This window comes from Alistipes sp. i18-0019-D1 (genome assembly GCF_042852885.1).
In the GTDB taxonomy this organism is placed as follows: Bacteria; Bacteroidota; Bacteroidia; order Bacteroidales; family Rikenellaceae; genus Alistipes.
On sequence record NZ_AP031424.1, the window covers coordinates 783,306 to 798,250 of the forward strand.

The window sequence follows — 14,945 nt, forward strand, 5'->3', positions numbered from 1 at the left end:
TGGATTCCCTGAATATCATATTCTATATTTAATAACAGTTGCTGGATTACCTGCTGCTACGGCATATTCGGGTATATTCTTAGTAACGACGCTCCCGGCGCCTATAACGGCTCCTTTCCCGATTCGTGAAACTTTCCCGAGGATGATAACACTGTTTCCGATCCAAACATCATCCCCGATAGTCAATTGACTTTTAGAATAATTACCCTGCTTGCCGATCAATTCGTTCTTGTGTTCGAATTTATGGCCGCCGCCTAAGATTTTTACATTAGGAGCGATCATGACATAATCCCCTATTTCCAATTCACAATTCTGAAGGTGAAAATGGGAGCCGAGACCGCTCCCTTCTCCTAAACGGATCTGGTTCCTGCCGAAATAAACATGGCTCTCGATATTTATCCATTTGCCGGTCCTTGCAAAAATTCTACGGCAAAGCGCTCCTCTGAACCGCCTTGACAATTCGCCTAAAATAGGATTGTTTCTATTTGGCAGATAGTATCCGATCGCGTAATAAAGTATCGTGCAGATCCCCCCCCCTCTCAATATATTGAGTTTCATACAGTCAGAAATTTTTTGATGTCATCTTCGAATTTTTCAGTCACTTTCGAAGCAAGAAAATGGTCCCTGGCATATTGCCGGTTGAAAGTGGAAATATGTTCTACGAGCGAACTGTCTCCTATCAATTGTTCTATTTGTTGTGCGTAATCGTGGCTGCCTAAAGACTCCATAAGGAATCCCATATCCTTGTTTTTCCAGAAATCCCTGACGCCTCCTACCGGTCTGGACAAGACCGGCAGGCCGAACGCCATTGCTTCGAGTACCGAGGTAGCCATGCCTTCCTGATAAGTCGGGAGGATGTACAAGTCTGCATCCAGGTACATGTCGCGTAACTTATTCCCGGTTATATTGCCTTTGAAGATGACATTTTTGATTTTTCGGTCCGCGGTGTATTTTTTTGCATCGGCCAGTGCCGGGCCGTCTCCGCATACGGTAAGCCGTAACTGCGGATATTTCGGTTGTAGTTCCTCGTAAGCCCTTAACGTGATGAAAATGCCCTTTTCTTTGACGATACGAGCTACAAAGAGTATGTTTATGATATTTTTTCGAGCCGGTATAGTTACTCCCGCCAACATTTCATCCGCAACTTTAGTAGTTGTCAGCACAATGGGGCAGGTTATGCCGATTCTCTGCAACTGATTTCGGAAGCCGCTATAGAGCGTATAAATGAATGCGGACTTATTATAACACCATCTGAATAATTTACCTTTTTCGGCGAGCCGTGCCGCATAATCCGTATCGAAACCGTGAATGAAGGTTACTGCTGGCCTCCCGAAAGCTCTTGTGAGGAGTAGAAACAACCCGTCCCGGATGACCTGGGCTTTGCGTAAGGAGGGATTGATAATAACGACATCGTATTTTCCCCTAATCGAACTCCATATAAATCTGAAATAATCATATGGATACAATAAAATTGTCAGCCAGGTGGGCGTTTTGTCGGAGCGCTTGCCGTAAAACAGGTATGAAACGTGTTCTGTCCAGTATGGGGAAAGACCGAGGTAATGGTTTGCTACACCACCTAAACGATGTATCTCGGGCGTAATAATCAATATTTTCATTATAAAGTTTCCAAAAATGGGATCATTGTACCAGTTACGATGGCCTCCCATGTACAATCTTGCAATGATGCACGTATCTTTTGTTCTGCAAAAAGATGGTTGTTTGCTTCGATATATTCCAACGCGGAAGCGAAATCTTCGGCAGTGTCGTTTATTAGGATGCCATTGTCTTGGGTAATCAATTTCTTATTTTCGTCGGTCGCAGTAGCTATTACGAAAAGACCGGACATTGCATATTCATAGGTTTTGGTAGGAGGTTGTATGTTGTAATAGTCGGTAATGGGTACGAAACATACGCCGACGTTGCATTGCATCATAATACCTGATAACGCTTCGTGTGGAACTTTGCCGTGGAATACGACCTTGTTTTCGAGACGAAGCTCCATGCTTAACTCTCGCAGCTTTTTTTCCGTATCGCCGAACCCAAATCCTACGATATGGTAAACAATATCGGCATGAGGATTTCGGATGATGAACAGAGACAACCCTTCGATGGTCTTATGCAAATCCCTACCGTCAAAAGTACCGACATATATCAGTCGAATATCTTCATAATGTTTTTTTGCGGTAGAGATCACGTCCGAACCGAGAGGCAGAATCACAGATTTCTTTTTTCCGATAGGTAGCTTTTTCAGTATACCTTCCGATATTGTCGAAACAGAATCATAAACGGCAACTGCTTGTTTAACTTGGTAATCATAGCGCTGCCTGAATACTGCATTTTTGCTTACGGATAGCGTTCTGATGTCCAGGTGCATCGTTTTCCGGGGTAGAATCTTTTTGAGTATTACGCACCGCTCAAAAAAAACGACGATCACGATACCTTGGAAGTGAATCAGATGATAAAGGCATGTTGCAAAAAATGAAATACCGTTGAGGAATCTCATCTTTCGGGACCGAACCGAAATGACCTTAACTCTGTCGGTATCTACCCCGGGGTCAGGCAAGCCCAATCCGATATATGTGACATCGTATTTGTCCCTCAGGTTCAGGCACCATTTGTACGAATCGATCAAATAGCCGTAAGGGGCTTTGTTAATAATTAGCAGCTTTTTCACACCTTTTCAAAGAAGAAATGATAGAGAACCGTCGAATAACTGTCTACCGGATTAATATACCCTTTATAAATTGTAATGGCGATGTAGGAAAAGCAAAGTATACAGGCGAAAAGGAAGATGTCTTCCCGCCTGATCACTTTCTTCAGATAATAGAGAAGATAGGCCGTCATAGGCAAGCGGAATATGGTGAAATACTCCGTAGGGCGGATCATTTGATGGACCGTGTTCATCACCAGATAATACCAGCATATTCCAATAAAGAAAAGTAGAAAGAACATATCGATCTTGGTCTGCTGAAACTGTTTCCTCATCTTCGGATAATAGATGATAATCAAGATTTCCAGCAGCAGAGCCGCGATCTTGGTGGGTCCCCAGTCGAATCTTACCAATTTGGTCACACCTTCATTCATTGCATCGAAAACTCCTCCGTATCTGTCAAATCCGACCGTATCCAGAAGCGGACCCAAAAAAGAAAGGGAGCTGATCCAAGTAGGAGTAGAACCTAAAAAAATACATATGAATAGGATAATCAGGTTTTTTGCTGTCGTGTCTGAAACTTCCTTTTTCCTTCCGAGCAAATAGAAAGGTAAAAGAATCAATGCGGAATGGTGAATGGTATATGCAAGAGCAATGAAAAGCAGATACGGTTTGAGTCTCTGCTCTTTTATAAATCGGACAGCCCATACAAACGCACAGGCTACAACCGTTTGCCTGATGCCGTTCATCCAGGTTAGGAAATAGGGCCCAAGCATGATACACAGTGCCAGGTAAGGTATTATGTAACGGCTGTCTTTCATTGCTGAATACACAAATCCGATCTGAACCGATGCCCATAATGCAAAGAAGAAGAAAAAATGCGCATCCAGAATTGCCAGTAACCGAGAAATAAGCAGGAACCCGATTTCAAAATCATCTCTGTACAATTCTTCGCCCGACAATATCTCGTTATAACTGTTTAAATACCCTATGTAATCCACTCCCACCTTATAACGTGCTCCCGCTATAAATGCGAAAACGATCACCGACCAAATCATATCGGCCGTCCAAAACTTGCGGGAACAGTTCGGATTCAAATAGGGTAGTGCCAGCTGATATAAAATCAAAGCTGTGAATGAGTATACAACTATACTTTCCAGCATGATCCTTATTTCAGATTGTCAACGAAAGCCACACGGCCAATCACCTTTGCTGGTACACCACATACCACTGAGCCGTCGGGAACATCGTGGACTACAACTGCATTCGCACCGATGATGACGTTGCTGCCGATGGTGATACCGCCTAAAACCTTGGCTCCGGCACAAATCATAACGTTGTCTCCGATCGTGGGCCGACGGTCTCCATTATAACCAATGGTAACTTGCTGGAATACCTTGCAGTTTTCTCCGATAGAATCTGCATTGATGATGGTGGAGAATCCATGCTGTACTAAAAAACCTGCTCCAATTTTCGGGCAACGTAAATAAAGGCAACTTTCCCCTTTAATGATACCGGAAAATAGATTTCCTGCAGGACCGACCCGATAATAGTACAAAGAACGGAACTCTTTGTATACGGCAAACAGATAAATCAGGCCGGTGAAACCATACGGACCTTTCTTCCATTCGCTCCATTTACCTGCATCGCTCTGAATGAGATTGCGTCTGCGGGTACCGATCAGCAAATAAAGCAGGCCGATGATCGGAAAGAATAGTACGGATTTGAATCCTATGCTGATCTTACGCATGAGTTTCGATAAGTTGACTGTAGTATGCTTCGAGCTCGGAAACGATTGTATCAATGGTGTAATAGTTCCTGATTTTCTCAGCTGCCTTTTGGGCGATATTTTCCCTTAAAGTTTCATTCTCTGCGAGCATTTCCATTTTTTTACAAATCTCATCCGCATCATGCGGGTCAACGAGCAAGCCGTCAACGCCGTCCTCGATCACCTCCCTGCCGGATGCCGCCGCAGTAAAAATCAGCGCCTTACCTAATGCCATAATTTCCAAAGCCACCATACTGAAATTTTCGAAAAATGAGGGGACTGCACAAAAAGTAGCATTTTTCAAGTACCTGCAGACTATTTCTCTCTGTTGATAACCGGTAAATATTACCTGATCCCGCAGCTCCTGTTTTACCATGGACTTCCCTTTGTCGATCTCTCCGCCTCCAATCATTATCAACTTATAATCAGTATGTTTGAGTGCTAATTTATTGTAAGCCTCGATAAGTTTGAAAGCGCCCTTGGTTTCCACGACCTTTCCCAGGAAAACAATGTTTTTGGTGCGTTCACCTCCTTTGGAAATAGCCTCTGCCATCTTTAGAAGTCCCTTCAAATTGAGTGGATTGTAGATCACGTCGATCTTCCGTTTTATGCCCAACTTGTCATTTACAAAATTTGCGGAGAACCTGCTTACCGCAAGAATCCTTGTAGCGTGGTTGAAAAAGGAGGAGTCATTGTACCTGTCCACCGCTTGGATGTTTCCATTCCGGTAATAGGAAGCAAATGACTGGCTACCGTGGACACGGGCAACCACAGGAATATCGTATTTAGGAAAATCGATCTTCACCCGAGATTTATAATAATCGGAAAGCTTCAGGTAATCAGGAAATTCAACCAGGTCGATTTGCTTTTCCCGAATAATTTTTCTAATGAATTCATGGGTTTTGACAAATTCTTTTTGAGCCAGTCTGGCCAGCAATCCCGATCTCTGAAGTAATTTCAGCGAAAGTGTTTCCACGCCTGTTTCAGCATTTTTGAATATCCATGCAAACTTACTGAAATAGGAGAGGCGATAGATTCGGACACCATTATCGATTGTGTAGGCAGGCAGCGTCACTTCCGGTAAAACGCCGCTGACTACATATACCCTATGCCCTCTTCGGGCCAGCTCCTCTGCCACTATCTTCGTTACGGTACCTATCCCTCCGCTTTTTACCGGAGGGTATTCGTCACAGGAAAAGAGTATATTCATATTGTCTATCCGAAATACTCGTTACGAGCAAACAACAATTCGTAGAAATCTGTTGCGCAGGCCTTGAACCAATCCTTATACCGATGCGCCGACTTGTATTTATTCCTATAGGAGCGGCAGACGGTCGCCCAGAATTTCATCCTGAAGCCGAGCGGTTGTAGCTTGGCATAAAGCAGGCGGGTATTCTTCAGCCTGATCAGGAAAAGCAGGGTCTTTTCCGCGGAAACCATGTGGCTGACACTTTTGCCGAGAATCCTGTAGACAGCCGTATTGTCGCCTAAATATTTTATTTTCGATAAGCGGCTTATTTCAAGAACAAGTGCCAAATCCCCTCCGAAATACCTGGAGGTGTCAAAAATGGGCCTGTTCCTGTCGAATTCGGTTCGGTATACCCAGGTGCAGGGGCCCGCGAAGCGAGCATTAAGAATGTAGTCCTGATGTGTATCGGTCATATTGAGCATCGATTCGAACATACCGGGTTCAAGCCTGTTCTCATTTTGATAATACCGGCTGAAATTCGTTCTTACCATGCCGTAATCAGGATGGGATTCTAAAAAATCAACCTGTTTTTGGAGTTTGAGCGGATCCGTCCAATAGTCGTCTCCTTCCAGGTTGGCCGTATATTTCCCTTTACAGGCTGTGATCAGGATCCTGCGCAGGGATCCGTCGTGTTTGGAGAACTGATTTTCCTGTTGCAGGATCGGTTTAATGATCGCGGGATATTTTTCGGCATATTCCCTGATAATATCCTGTGTCCCATCCGTCGATGCATCATCGTGTATGACAGCTTCGAATCTGAAAGAGGTCCGCTGCATGACAATTCCTTCGAGACATTGCCTGATATAGTCGACTTGGTTGTATGAGGTGCAGCAGACCGTTAACAGCAAGGGATGACTATCCTCCATGCTCCGATTGTTTATATGTTTTTCCATTTATTTATGACCGGTTTTCGCTTGCCGGAACAGAGTATGGGGATATCCTCCACCTCTTTTATTTCCAAATCCGCATCTTTCCCGAGAATCTCCTTAAAGAGTACTATCGCCTCCGACAGTTGTTCTATTGAACCCGATTTCAACATCAGCCTTAGCTGATATCGTTTCTCATCGAGTTGTACAAATTGCCACTGAGAAACGATGTCGTAGTTTTTAAGTATGCGGCCGTATGCAAGAGGGGATACGGCCTTGCCGTCAGTTGAATACGTGAGATCAAAACGCCGTCCGTACAGTTTGTCAATCACGGGATACCCGTTGCTGTATTCGTTGGGCGGCATCATGATGCAGGTATCGCCGCAATCATAACGGATAAGCGGAAAGGCATAATTGTGAAGGTCGGTGATGACGATGCGTCCGACTTCTCCATAGGCAGCAGGTTCAACGCTATCCAATTTCAGAATCTCGAAGATATAACTGGAATGGTTGAAATACATCACGTTGTCCGTGCTTTTTGTCGGTACTTTTTCCTGAGCAAGTATGCCGCATTCTTCATCTGCATACTGCGAAATAATTTCGCAGTGCATGCACTCTTTTACCATTTGCCTGACATCATCGTACAGAGCCTCGCCTCCGGCTATGATTACCTTGAGATGTGGAAATCTCCATTTTGTCGGAGCATTTTTGACATATGTCGCCAGGTTGGCAATTGTCGTCGAATACCCCCGTATGCAAACTACTTTTTCGGTTACGAGAAGGTTGCATAGATTCTCCAGGTCCTCAGGGCCGAACTTGCTGATATCGAACGGGATGATGTTTTCTAATCTGATTTGGCTGTTTGTCTTGCTCTGCCATTTGTTCCAAGTCCTTAGGTGTACGAGTTTTTCATGCGTGGTAAAGCCTACCATGTGGCCGAAATATTTTAATTCGGCAATTCGCCGCTGACGTTTGATCGTATCCTGAGGAATAGCAAGGGGAACTCCCGTCGATCCCGAAGTGCGTTGAATATGAACATCCCCGATCTGGCTCGGAATTTCCGACGGAACTACCTGGATCCTGCTCATATTCTCGATGAGCAACATCTTGTTCATTATGGGATAGTCTGTCAAGGTAAGGCTACTGAAGCGAGCGTAAAATTCGGTGTGCTTTTGCGCATGCATCAACAGCGCATGCAGTTTGTGCTCGATGATCGATGCACACTGTTCTTTGGTATGGGTGTCGATATACCTGACATCATTGTATTGTTTCCCTATGGGGGAACCTTTTAGGTAATCCGTTATCCAAAACCGGGAACGAAGATAGAAAGCGTTGAAATCCATTCTGATTAATTCTTGAAATAACGATCGATCACGTCTCCCATATAATCCATATCGGCCTTATCGTAATTCTGATCAATGGGAAAGCAAAGGATGGTGTTATATAATTGTGCGTCTTTATCGCTTAACGTATACCTGAATTTTTCGGGCATTGTCCACAATACGGTTGCGTAGATGTTTTTTCCAGCCAGGTATGCCTGTAATTCCCTGCGATTTTCTACCATAACCGGTAAATAGTAGGGAACGACTCTTTCACCAGGCAAACCGAAAGGAAGGTATAGCGCCTTGTATTTGACAATACGTTTGTAAAGTACCGCGTAATTGGATCTTCGACGGTCGGCGATCTGTTTTAAATCCTTATGGTTGAAAATCGCTTTGGACAAAGAAGACATTCTGTAAGGCTTCCGCCTCGAGTCGAGTATCTTCTCGGCCACGGAAAAAGACTTAAGAAAAGCCGCCTTATCGCCTTCACCTTTTGCCAAATAGTCGCTTTTGGACATAAATGCTTTCATTTTCGCCATTACAAGTTCCGTGTCTTCCTCAAGCCGACCGGTGGTAAGAGGTCCCCGGAATACAGCTCCGTCGGGGACCGGCAGCCATTTTCGGATGCTTCCTATCTGATAATCCGATTTCAGACGATCGAAAGAGGAGAGCATGATACAGGTCAGATCGTTGATGATACAAATGCCTTGCTCTTTCAGCTTATTGATATATTTGGGGTTATCGTTGACCGTGTCGAAACCAAAATAGGAATGAAAAAGTACGGCAGAAGGTTGAATCGTGTCGACTTTTATTTTAAGGTCTTTCCAGTCGATCATAAGATTCCCCTGGATCGAATATGGGATTACCTGCCACCCATTTTCAACGAAAGGTTCTATGACGGTGGAACAAGTATATGAAGGGATGAGGATCTTTTTAGAGGTTGATTCCTCTGCAATAAGCCGTAATCCGCTTCTGCAAGTCGATAGGTGGATTTCATCGGAGGCAATGAGGACGAATTCATCCGAAGACTCCGTCCGGTTGATTTTTTCGATTTCGGCAGAAGATATCCATTTCCCACCGCCTATTTCGCGTAGTTTATTCATTGTCGATAAAATCCGTGATTCTGTGGTCCGACCGGTAAATCAGATATCCGTTCCGATCCCTGTTTCTTGCTGCAGCGGTGAGGTGGAAATTGTCCAAGTCCATGGTCATCTCTACCAGCCACGGTTTGCCTTTTGCAGCTCTGAAGAACGGTAGCCTACATGCGGTTTGCTCGCATAGATAATAGACTCCTGAACAATGATTCTCTGTTATTGTCGGAACCCTGAAAATACCGAGTGCGACTTCTATCATACCGCGGACATAATCGTAACCCGTACTTAATTCGACAAGTTGGTTGGATATTTCATCTCCTCCTCCTCGGGCATTAATCTCAATGAGATAAATATGATCCTGGCTGTCGATTTTTAACTCTGTGTGGGTGGCTCCATTCTCGAAACCGACGGCGGAGAGCAGACGTGGGATGGTATTCAAAATGTTATCACGTACCTTCGGGTTTACGGTCGATGGCTGATGGTGCGCCAGTTCCAGAAAATGAGGGGCGCCTGTCGTTTGCTTGTCCGTAATCTGAATGACGTGGTGCCTGCCTTCAAAAGAAATGGTTTCAACCGAAACCTCTCGGCCCTCGATAAAGTCCTCTATCAGAATGGCCTCGTGCGGTTCCGCCTCTGCATAACGTACGGCCTGTCGAAACTCGACAACCGTATTGACGAAAGAAACGCCTCTCTTACCTGCTCCAGGAACCGGTTTTACTACACACGGTAGAAACCTCGGAGAACCGTCCTTGTAGTTGTAATAACGTATCGGTGTCAGACCTTCAACGTGTTGGGATATTTCACGAGTATAGGTTTTATCTCTTGTCGCTTTAATGACACTTCTTTTCGTACCGTGAAGATTCATGGCTTCAGCAATGAAAGCTACCAGTTCAGAGGTTTTGTCTGATGCGTTGGATACGATGCCGTCGATTTTTTCCTGCATGCAGATACGCAGGATTTCCTCCTCTTCGGTAATGGAGACGGGATAGAATCTGTCAACCATATCTTTGCACACGGCACCTTTTTCCCATGCAAAACATATGGTTTCTATATTCATCTCCCGAGCTTTTTTACATAAGTAATATTGTCCGGGGGAAGCTCCTATGATTGCCAGTTTCATAAGCTGTACGGAGTATATGTAAGAAACTTGATTTTAGCGTTATATCTTTCGCCGTTGTGTCCTGTCAAAGGTGAGTATCACACGACGAGAGGAATACTCTCGACGTGGATATATTCATTCAAATGATTGGATACCTGCTGCATCTCATCCATCGAGTCGAATTTGGCGATTACAATACCGATAGCCGCATTTGCTCCCCGGAAAGAGCGGACATGACCTCCAGCAGGTATATAATCATGACGCTCTACAATCTTGTCATTCAGGCGATCATCGATCGTTACCTTAGCAAGGATTCCGTCCTTTTCGGCATGAATGACAAGATAGGCGAAGAATCCCTGCTTATTTACGGTCTGGGCATACGGTTTGCGCTCCATGGAAAAATTCAGCATTGCTTCAATGAAATTGAAACCGGAAGCGTACTGAATTACATAAGGTGTATAGTTTCCTCCACTGCGCGCTCCGACGTCAATCAAATAAGCCTTTGAGTCGGCCTTGCTGATTCTGCTTTCGATATTCATGCAGCCATTCATAAAACCGACCTTGTTGATGAACATTTGAATTTGCTGCTCGACTTTTTTCAGCGTCTCTTCCGAATGAACCGAGGGCCATGTGGTCGATACCGGGACCAGATTGTTTATACCGGCATCAAAATGGTGATCACCTAAATAGATAAAGACTATTTTACCGTCCTTTACAAAGCAGTCACCATGAATCTGAGGACCGACCGGATCGATGAATTCTTCCACGATAATCTCTTTGCGGGTGGAAAATTCCAGCGCATACTCGCAGGCACTGCACAAATCCTCTTTTGCGACGACCTTTGTTACTCCCTTGCTGCCGGCAGCATCGACCGGTTTGATCATGACCGGAAAATGGAAATCCAGCGGCTCCATTTCGGGCATGTCTCGTTTGGTATATTTCCGGAATAAAGGAGCATTGCAACCATTTTCGCGGAGGAACGTTCGAAATTGATCCTTATTCTGTATGATCTCAATAGCTTCATAGCTGCCCAGTCGGGCCAATCCCATTCGGTCGCAGATATATGCAGCCGTGATAACGCCTGAATCCGTAAATGTCAGTACGCCGTCAATTTTGTTTGCTTCGGCCCATGTAAGAATCCCTTCTTTGTCTGTAGTACTGTAGTTTATATATTCGTCGGAGTACTTGTGAGCAATGTTGTCAGGTAGATAATCGCAGGTGATGACACAATAACCCCTCGCCTTAGCAGACTTGATAACGGGCAGCAAAGTCGCATCGCCGCCCAATAACAGTAGTTTTTTCATTATGCCAGGGTGCTGTTAATGATGCTTGCAATACGCTTTACCTCCTCTTTGGTCAAGTCATAATACAGCGGCAGACAGAGAATACGGCTTGCAATGTCCTCCGATACGGGCATGCCCGCATAAGGAATCAGGTCCTTGTAGGTATTGAGCGAGGGATAGAAATATCTTCGTGGGAAAATATGTTCGTCATTGAGTGCTTTCTCGACTTTGAGCAGCGTCGCCTCCGAATCTAAAATTACCGGAAAGTAACTATAGTTGCAATCTCCGTTGATCTTTTGGAATTTTAAACCGGGAATTGCGCAAAGCAAATCCTTGTAGCGCATGTATTTTTCCTTCCGGTCGTCTAACGCAGCCTGCAGGTATTTAAGATTGGCAAGGCCCACCGATGCATGTACTTCAGTCATCTTGTAATTTGAACCGACCTCGGCAATATTGGACTTGTCGTTCGAAAATCCGAAGAAACGGATGCGTTTCATCTTTTCATGAAGAGCGTCGTTGGTCGTAAAACAACCCCCGCCTTCGCCCGAGTTGAGCATTTTGGTAGCGTGATAGCTGGTGCATGAAACATCTCCGTATGCAAATATACTCCTCCCCTTGTAGGTAACGCCTACGGCATGGCAGGCATCATAAATTACTTTGAGACGATGTTTTTTCGCTATAGCATCGATGGCCTCGATGTCACACGGATTGCCAAACACGTGCACCGGCATGATGGCGACCGTTTTGTCCGTAATCTTTTCTTCCAGTTTGGCGGGATCGAGATTTAATGTCTCGTGGTCGATGTCGGAATATACGGGGGTGCATCCTTCATACATGATCGCACTGGTTGTTGCGATAAAAGAAAACGGCGTCGTTATAATTTCGCCTTTAAGCTCCAATGCCTTGATGGCCAGTTGTAGGGCAATCGTGCCGTTGACGACGACAACATGGTTCTTTAATCCATGCCATGCAGCTACCTTTCGTTCAAATTCCTGGAGTACAGGACCGTTATGGGTCATAACTCCACTCTTCCAAACATGTTGCAAAATTTCAGTTACTTCGGTGAGCGGCGCCAATGTTGGCATTGTCACATATATGTTTCTGTTTGCCATATTAAATATTTTTTCAATATAAATCAGATTGATTCGAAGCGGATAATCTTTTAAAGTCATCGACGAAAGTGGATTGCCGTTCGATTACTCGATAGTTTTCTTTCCTGGCTTCTTCGTCGGCCAGGCATTCATAAAAACGACGAATGGATTTCTCGAATGCATTGTCGGCAGGTAGTATTGCAGTGGCGTATTTCTGGTTGTGCTTGATGATCATCTCAGGCTTTAAACCGTCGGGAGCAGTCAAGATACGGCCCGTAGTTAGAGTCCCCGTGCTGCCCCATGCTTCGAGTTCGCATTTGTAGTCATTGTCCATACCGAAACTCATCTGCACGATGACTTCCTGCCTGTTCACCATAGTAGCCGAGCCGAAAACGTCCACATCGAACTCGCACTCATAATAACTGTTGGCATGAACGAGTCGAGCGGACTCCCCAAGCAGGTGATCGGCATACTTGATACAGTATCCGCCGGCGTCGAGCAAAGCTCCGCCTCCGAGGACCTTGTTGTAGCGGAAATCCGAGGATGCGCGGCGAGGAAATCCGAAAGAAATCCGATAGCAACGGACCTTGCCGATTTCTCCTTCTTCTATGAGTTGGTCAATAGCTTTCAACTGATTATGATAGACAAACATGTAGTTCTCATGGACGGCGAGACCTTTTTCTTCTGCAATCCGCAGCAGTTCTCGTGTATCTGTAAGATCGGTTGTAAAGGGTTTTTCCACGAAGGCATGTTTGCCGCACTCAAGAACACGTTTGGTCCATTTGAAATGCAGTGCCGGTGGAAGAGGTAGATATACGGCATCGATTTCGTCGGAACGAATCATCGTTTCGTAACCTTCGAAGATTTTTCCGCCATAAATGTCGATAAACGGTTGAGCTTTGATGCGTTCGTTTTCGATGGATGCACATGTTTTGTCAGTAACATTCTCCGCTCCGGCCCACTCTGCAGGCGAGGCAATGGCTACTCCGGCGAAAGTAAACTCCTTCACATTGCGTAGAGAGGGAAGAAATCTCCTGAAGGCGATCTCCGAAGGACAGATAATACCTATTCTGATCATAAAATTTTTAAGCTATCGGTTTTTTATAACTCATTTTTATAATTCAGAGCTGAAATCAAACTCCTGGCCTGGATATTCAAGTAGTTGTTGAATCGCAGGAACTTATATATTTGACGGAGGCTCATCCAGGTAAATCTAGCCGGAAGTGCAAGCGGAAAATTTTCGTCGGCCTCAACGATCATATTGCGGTTCTGTTCTTTGTAGAAGCGACCGCCTTCTTCGGATTGCAGCGTATCGAAAATGATCTGATCTCTCCTTGCGTGAAGCACGTATTCCGCGAATTCCGGTTTGCATGCCGTTTCTGCATAGACGTTTCCAGTCAGGCATTGAACGGTAGGGGCAAGCTCGATTACGTCGAAGTTTCCGCATTCCAATTTGGCTTGCACCAGGAAGTGATAGACACCGTTAATCTTTCTGATGATGAATGCACAAAGTCCCTGCTGCATGGGCTGGACGAGAGGCTGACACCAGGAAGCTACCTCTCGGTTGGAAATGGTAACATTAACTCCGATAATCTTGAAATACTTTTCATCGTCACGGACAATTTCCATACGGGTCTTTTTCCATCCAGGCATCTCATTGACAGGACAAAAATTCACGAAGAGATCGTATTTTGCTTTCAGGCCCGTCAGCCAGGAAAGATGATCGCGCGTGCTGATAAAAGCGTGGTTGGTCGTAGAAGACAGGATCATGTCCTTACCGAACTGCGACATTACGTTCAAGCCGTCCAATGGTGTTATATAGTCGCTTATCTTCAGACCGGAAAGAACGGTCCGTGTATCCATGTTGACCATATTGTCGCAGTGCATGAGTTTCTTGATCTGGCCCAGGGTCATCCATCGAAAATCCTCGAGCACGGGCACGTCCTTCTCCACCTTGATGATGATATTGCGATTCCGCTTGCGCATGAAACGGGCGCCCTGCTCCGACTGGAGTTGGTCTAGGATGATATTCTCGGGTTTCGCATTGACGAAATATTCCAGGTAGTGAGGTGATTTCCCCGAGTGCACACACGAGTAATTGCTTTTAGTAGCCTGGAGCGTGGGTGAAATCTGAACGCAATTTACATTCCCGGGTTCTATTTTCGCCTGCATCAAACAATATAGAACGCCGTCGATCTCTTTTGTGAGAATTCCCAGATAACCTACCTCCGGTTGGAGAATGATCGGTTGTCGCCAATGCGAGTTACAATCGTAATCCGTAATTACATCAACGCCGACAATTGAAAAAAAACGACCGGAATCATGGTGCAAACTCCCGTCCGGATCGGAATGCCACAATTTCATACGATCAAACGGTATTTGTTCGATCTTGACCTCAACTTGCCTGTTGCGTTGAACGATCCATTCCTTGATCTCCTCTGTCGAGTTAAACGGATTGGAATCAGTTAAAAGGGAACGTATAATCATACATGTACGAATTTAATTTTTCCGGTTGCGGCATTA

Annotated in this window: 14 protein-coding genes; all 14 read right to left on the reverse strand. The window is 45.0% G+C overall.

Annotated elements, in window-relative coordinates; all coding sequences use genetic code 11:
* Nucleotides 1–15 precede the first annotated feature (15 nt).
* Nucleotides 16–558, reverse strand: coding sequence for an acyltransferase (locus ACGHP5_RS03105; protein ID WP_390568002.1), 543 nt, complete (start codon nt 556–558; stop codon nt 16–18).
* Nucleotides 555–1,616, reverse strand: a complete 1,062-nt coding sequence (locus ACGHP5_RS03110) for a glycosyltransferase family 4 protein (RefSeq protein ID WP_390568003.1) — start codon at nt 1,614–1,616, stop codon at nt 555–557. Before ACGHP5_RS03110 ends, ACGHP5_RS03105 begins: the two co-directional genes overlap by 4 nt.
* Nucleotides 1,616–2,374, reverse strand: a complete 759-nt coding sequence (locus tag ACGHP5_RS03115; RefSeq protein ID WP_390568004.1) for a glycosyltransferase — start codon at nt 2,372–2,374, stop codon at nt 1,616–1,618. Before ACGHP5_RS03115 ends, ACGHP5_RS03110 begins: the two co-directional genes overlap by 1 nt.
* Before the next feature lie 296 nt (nt 2,375–2,670).
* On the reverse strand, nt 2,671–3,813 hold the full coding sequence (locus ACGHP5_RS03120) for an EpsG family protein (protein WP_390568005.1): 1,143 nt from the start codon (nt 3,811–3,813) through the stop codon (nt 2,671–2,673).
* A 5-nt stretch (nt 3,814–3,818) separates the two neighbouring features.
* A complete protein-coding gene (locus ACGHP5_RS03125) occupies nt 3,819–4,400 on the reverse strand; it encodes a serine O-acetyltransferase (protein WP_390568006.1) in 582 nt (193 codons plus the stop codon).
* Complete coding sequence (locus ACGHP5_RS03130) at nt 4,393–5,628, reverse strand: glycosyltransferase family 4 protein (protein WP_390568007.1); 1,236 nt, start codon at nt 5,626–5,628, stop codon at nt 4,393–4,395. Before ACGHP5_RS03130 ends, ACGHP5_RS03125 begins: the two co-directional genes overlap by 8 nt.
* Before the next feature lie 5 nt (nt 5,629–5,633).
* Nucleotides 5,634–6,560: a glycosyltransferase family 2 protein gene (locus ACGHP5_RS03135; RefSeq protein WP_390568008.1), complete on the reverse strand. Its 927-nt coding sequence runs from the start codon at nt 6,558–6,560 to the stop codon at nt 5,634–5,636.
* Complete coding sequence (locus ACGHP5_RS03140) at nt 6,545–7,876, reverse strand: hypothetical protein (protein ID WP_390568009.1); 1,332 nt, start codon at nt 7,874–7,876, stop codon at nt 6,545–6,547. Before ACGHP5_RS03140 ends, ACGHP5_RS03135 begins: the two co-directional genes overlap by 16 nt.
* A gap of 5 nt (nt 7,877–7,881) precedes the next feature.
* Nucleotides 7,882–8,958 (reverse strand): hypothetical protein, encoded by a 1,077-nt coding sequence (locus tag ACGHP5_RS03145; protein ID WP_390568010.1) that lies wholly within the window; start codon nt 8,956–8,958, stop codon nt 7,882–7,884.
* Nucleotides 8,951–10,006 carry an acetyl-CoA carboxylase biotin carboxylase subunit family protein gene (locus ACGHP5_RS03150; RefSeq protein ID WP_390568011.1) on the reverse strand — a complete coding sequence of 352 codons (1,056 nt, stop codon included), beginning with the start codon at nt 10,004–10,006 and terminating at the stop codon, nt 8,951–8,953. Before ACGHP5_RS03150 ends, ACGHP5_RS03145 begins: the two co-directional genes overlap by 8 nt.
* Before the next feature lie 140 nt (nt 10,007–10,146).
* A complete protein-coding gene (locus ACGHP5_RS03155) occupies nt 10,147–11,352 on the reverse strand; it encodes an ATP-grasp domain-containing protein (protein WP_390568012.1) in 1,206 nt (401 codons plus the stop codon).
* Nucleotides 11,352–12,443 carry a DegT/DnrJ/EryC1/StrS family aminotransferase gene (locus ACGHP5_RS03160; protein ID WP_390568013.1) on the reverse strand — a complete coding sequence of 364 codons (1,092 nt, stop codon included), beginning with the start codon at nt 12,441–12,443 and terminating at the stop codon, nt 11,352–11,354. The genes ACGHP5_RS03155 and ACGHP5_RS03160 overlap by 1 nt, the downstream gene beginning before the upstream one ends.
* 13 nt (nt 12,444–12,456) lie before the next feature.
* Entirely contained in the window at nt 12,457–13,500 is a 1,044-nt protein-coding gene (locus tag ACGHP5_RS03165; protein ID WP_390568014.1) for a Gfo/Idh/MocA family protein, read from the reverse strand.
* 23 nt (nt 13,501–13,523) lie between these two features.
* Nucleotides 13,524–14,909, reverse strand: a complete 1,386-nt coding sequence (locus ACGHP5_RS03170; RefSeq protein WP_390568015.1) for an NDP-hexose 2,3-dehydratase family protein — start codon at nt 14,907–14,909, stop codon at nt 13,524–13,526.
* Between the last annotated feature and the right edge of the window lie 36 nt (nt 14,910–14,945).

What these genes read in the sequence shown, in the direction of transcription:
- ACGHP5_RS03145 (WP_390568010.1), bottom strand. Translation starts at nt 8,958, where the DNA reads ATGAATAAACTACGCGAAATAGGCGGTGGGAAATGGATATCTTCTGCC.
- ACGHP5_RS03105 (WP_390568002.1), bottom strand. Translation starts at nt 558, where the DNA reads ATGAAACTCAATATATTGAGAGGGGGGGGGATCTGCACGATACTTTAT.
- ACGHP5_RS03170 (WP_390568015.1), bottom strand. Translation starts at nt 14,909, where the DNA reads ATGATTATACGTTCCCTTTTAACTGATTCCAATCCGTTTAACTCGACA.
- ACGHP5_RS03155 (WP_390568012.1), bottom strand. Translation starts at nt 11,352, where the DNA reads ATGAAAAAACTACTGTTATTGGGCGGCGATGCGACTTTGCTGCCCGTT.
- ACGHP5_RS03130 (WP_390568007.1), bottom strand. Translation starts at nt 5,628, where the DNA reads ATGAATATACTCTTTTCCTGTGACGAATACCCTCCGGTAAAAAGCGGA.
- ACGHP5_RS03120 (WP_390568005.1), bottom strand. Translation starts at nt 3,813, where the DNA reads ATGCTGGAAAGTATAGTTGTATACTCATTCACAGCTTTGATTTTATAT.
- ACGHP5_RS03160 (WP_390568013.1), bottom strand. Translation starts at nt 12,443, where the DNA reads ATGGCAAACAGAAACATATATGTGACAATGCCAACATTGGCGCCGCTC.
- ACGHP5_RS03115 (WP_390568004.1), bottom strand. Translation starts at nt 2,374, where the DNA reads ATGCACCTGGACATCAGAACGCTATCCGTAAGCAAAAATGCAGTATTC.
- ACGHP5_RS03150 (WP_390568011.1), bottom strand. Translation starts at nt 10,006, where the DNA reads ATGAATATAGAAACCATATGTTTTGCATGGGAAAAAGGTGCCGTGTGC.
- ACGHP5_RS03165 (WP_390568014.1), bottom strand. Translation starts at nt 13,500, where the DNA reads ATGATCAGAATAGGTATTATCTGTCCTTCGGAGATCGCCTTCAGGAGA.
- ACGHP5_RS03140 (WP_390568009.1), bottom strand. Translation starts at nt 7,876, where the DNA reads ATGGATTTCAACGCTTTCTATCTTCGTTCCCGGTTTTGGATAACGGAT.
- ACGHP5_RS03125 (WP_390568006.1), bottom strand. Translation starts at nt 4,400, where the DNA reads ATGCGTAAGATCAGCATAGGATTCAAATCCGTACTATTCTTTCCGATC.
- ACGHP5_RS03135 (WP_390568008.1), bottom strand. Translation starts at nt 6,560, where the DNA reads ATGGAAAAACATATAAACAATCGGAGCATGGAGGATAGTCATCCCTTG.
- ACGHP5_RS03110 (WP_390568003.1), bottom strand. Translation starts at nt 1,616, where the DNA reads ATGAAAATATTGATTATTACGCCCGAGATACATCGTTTAGGTGGTGTA.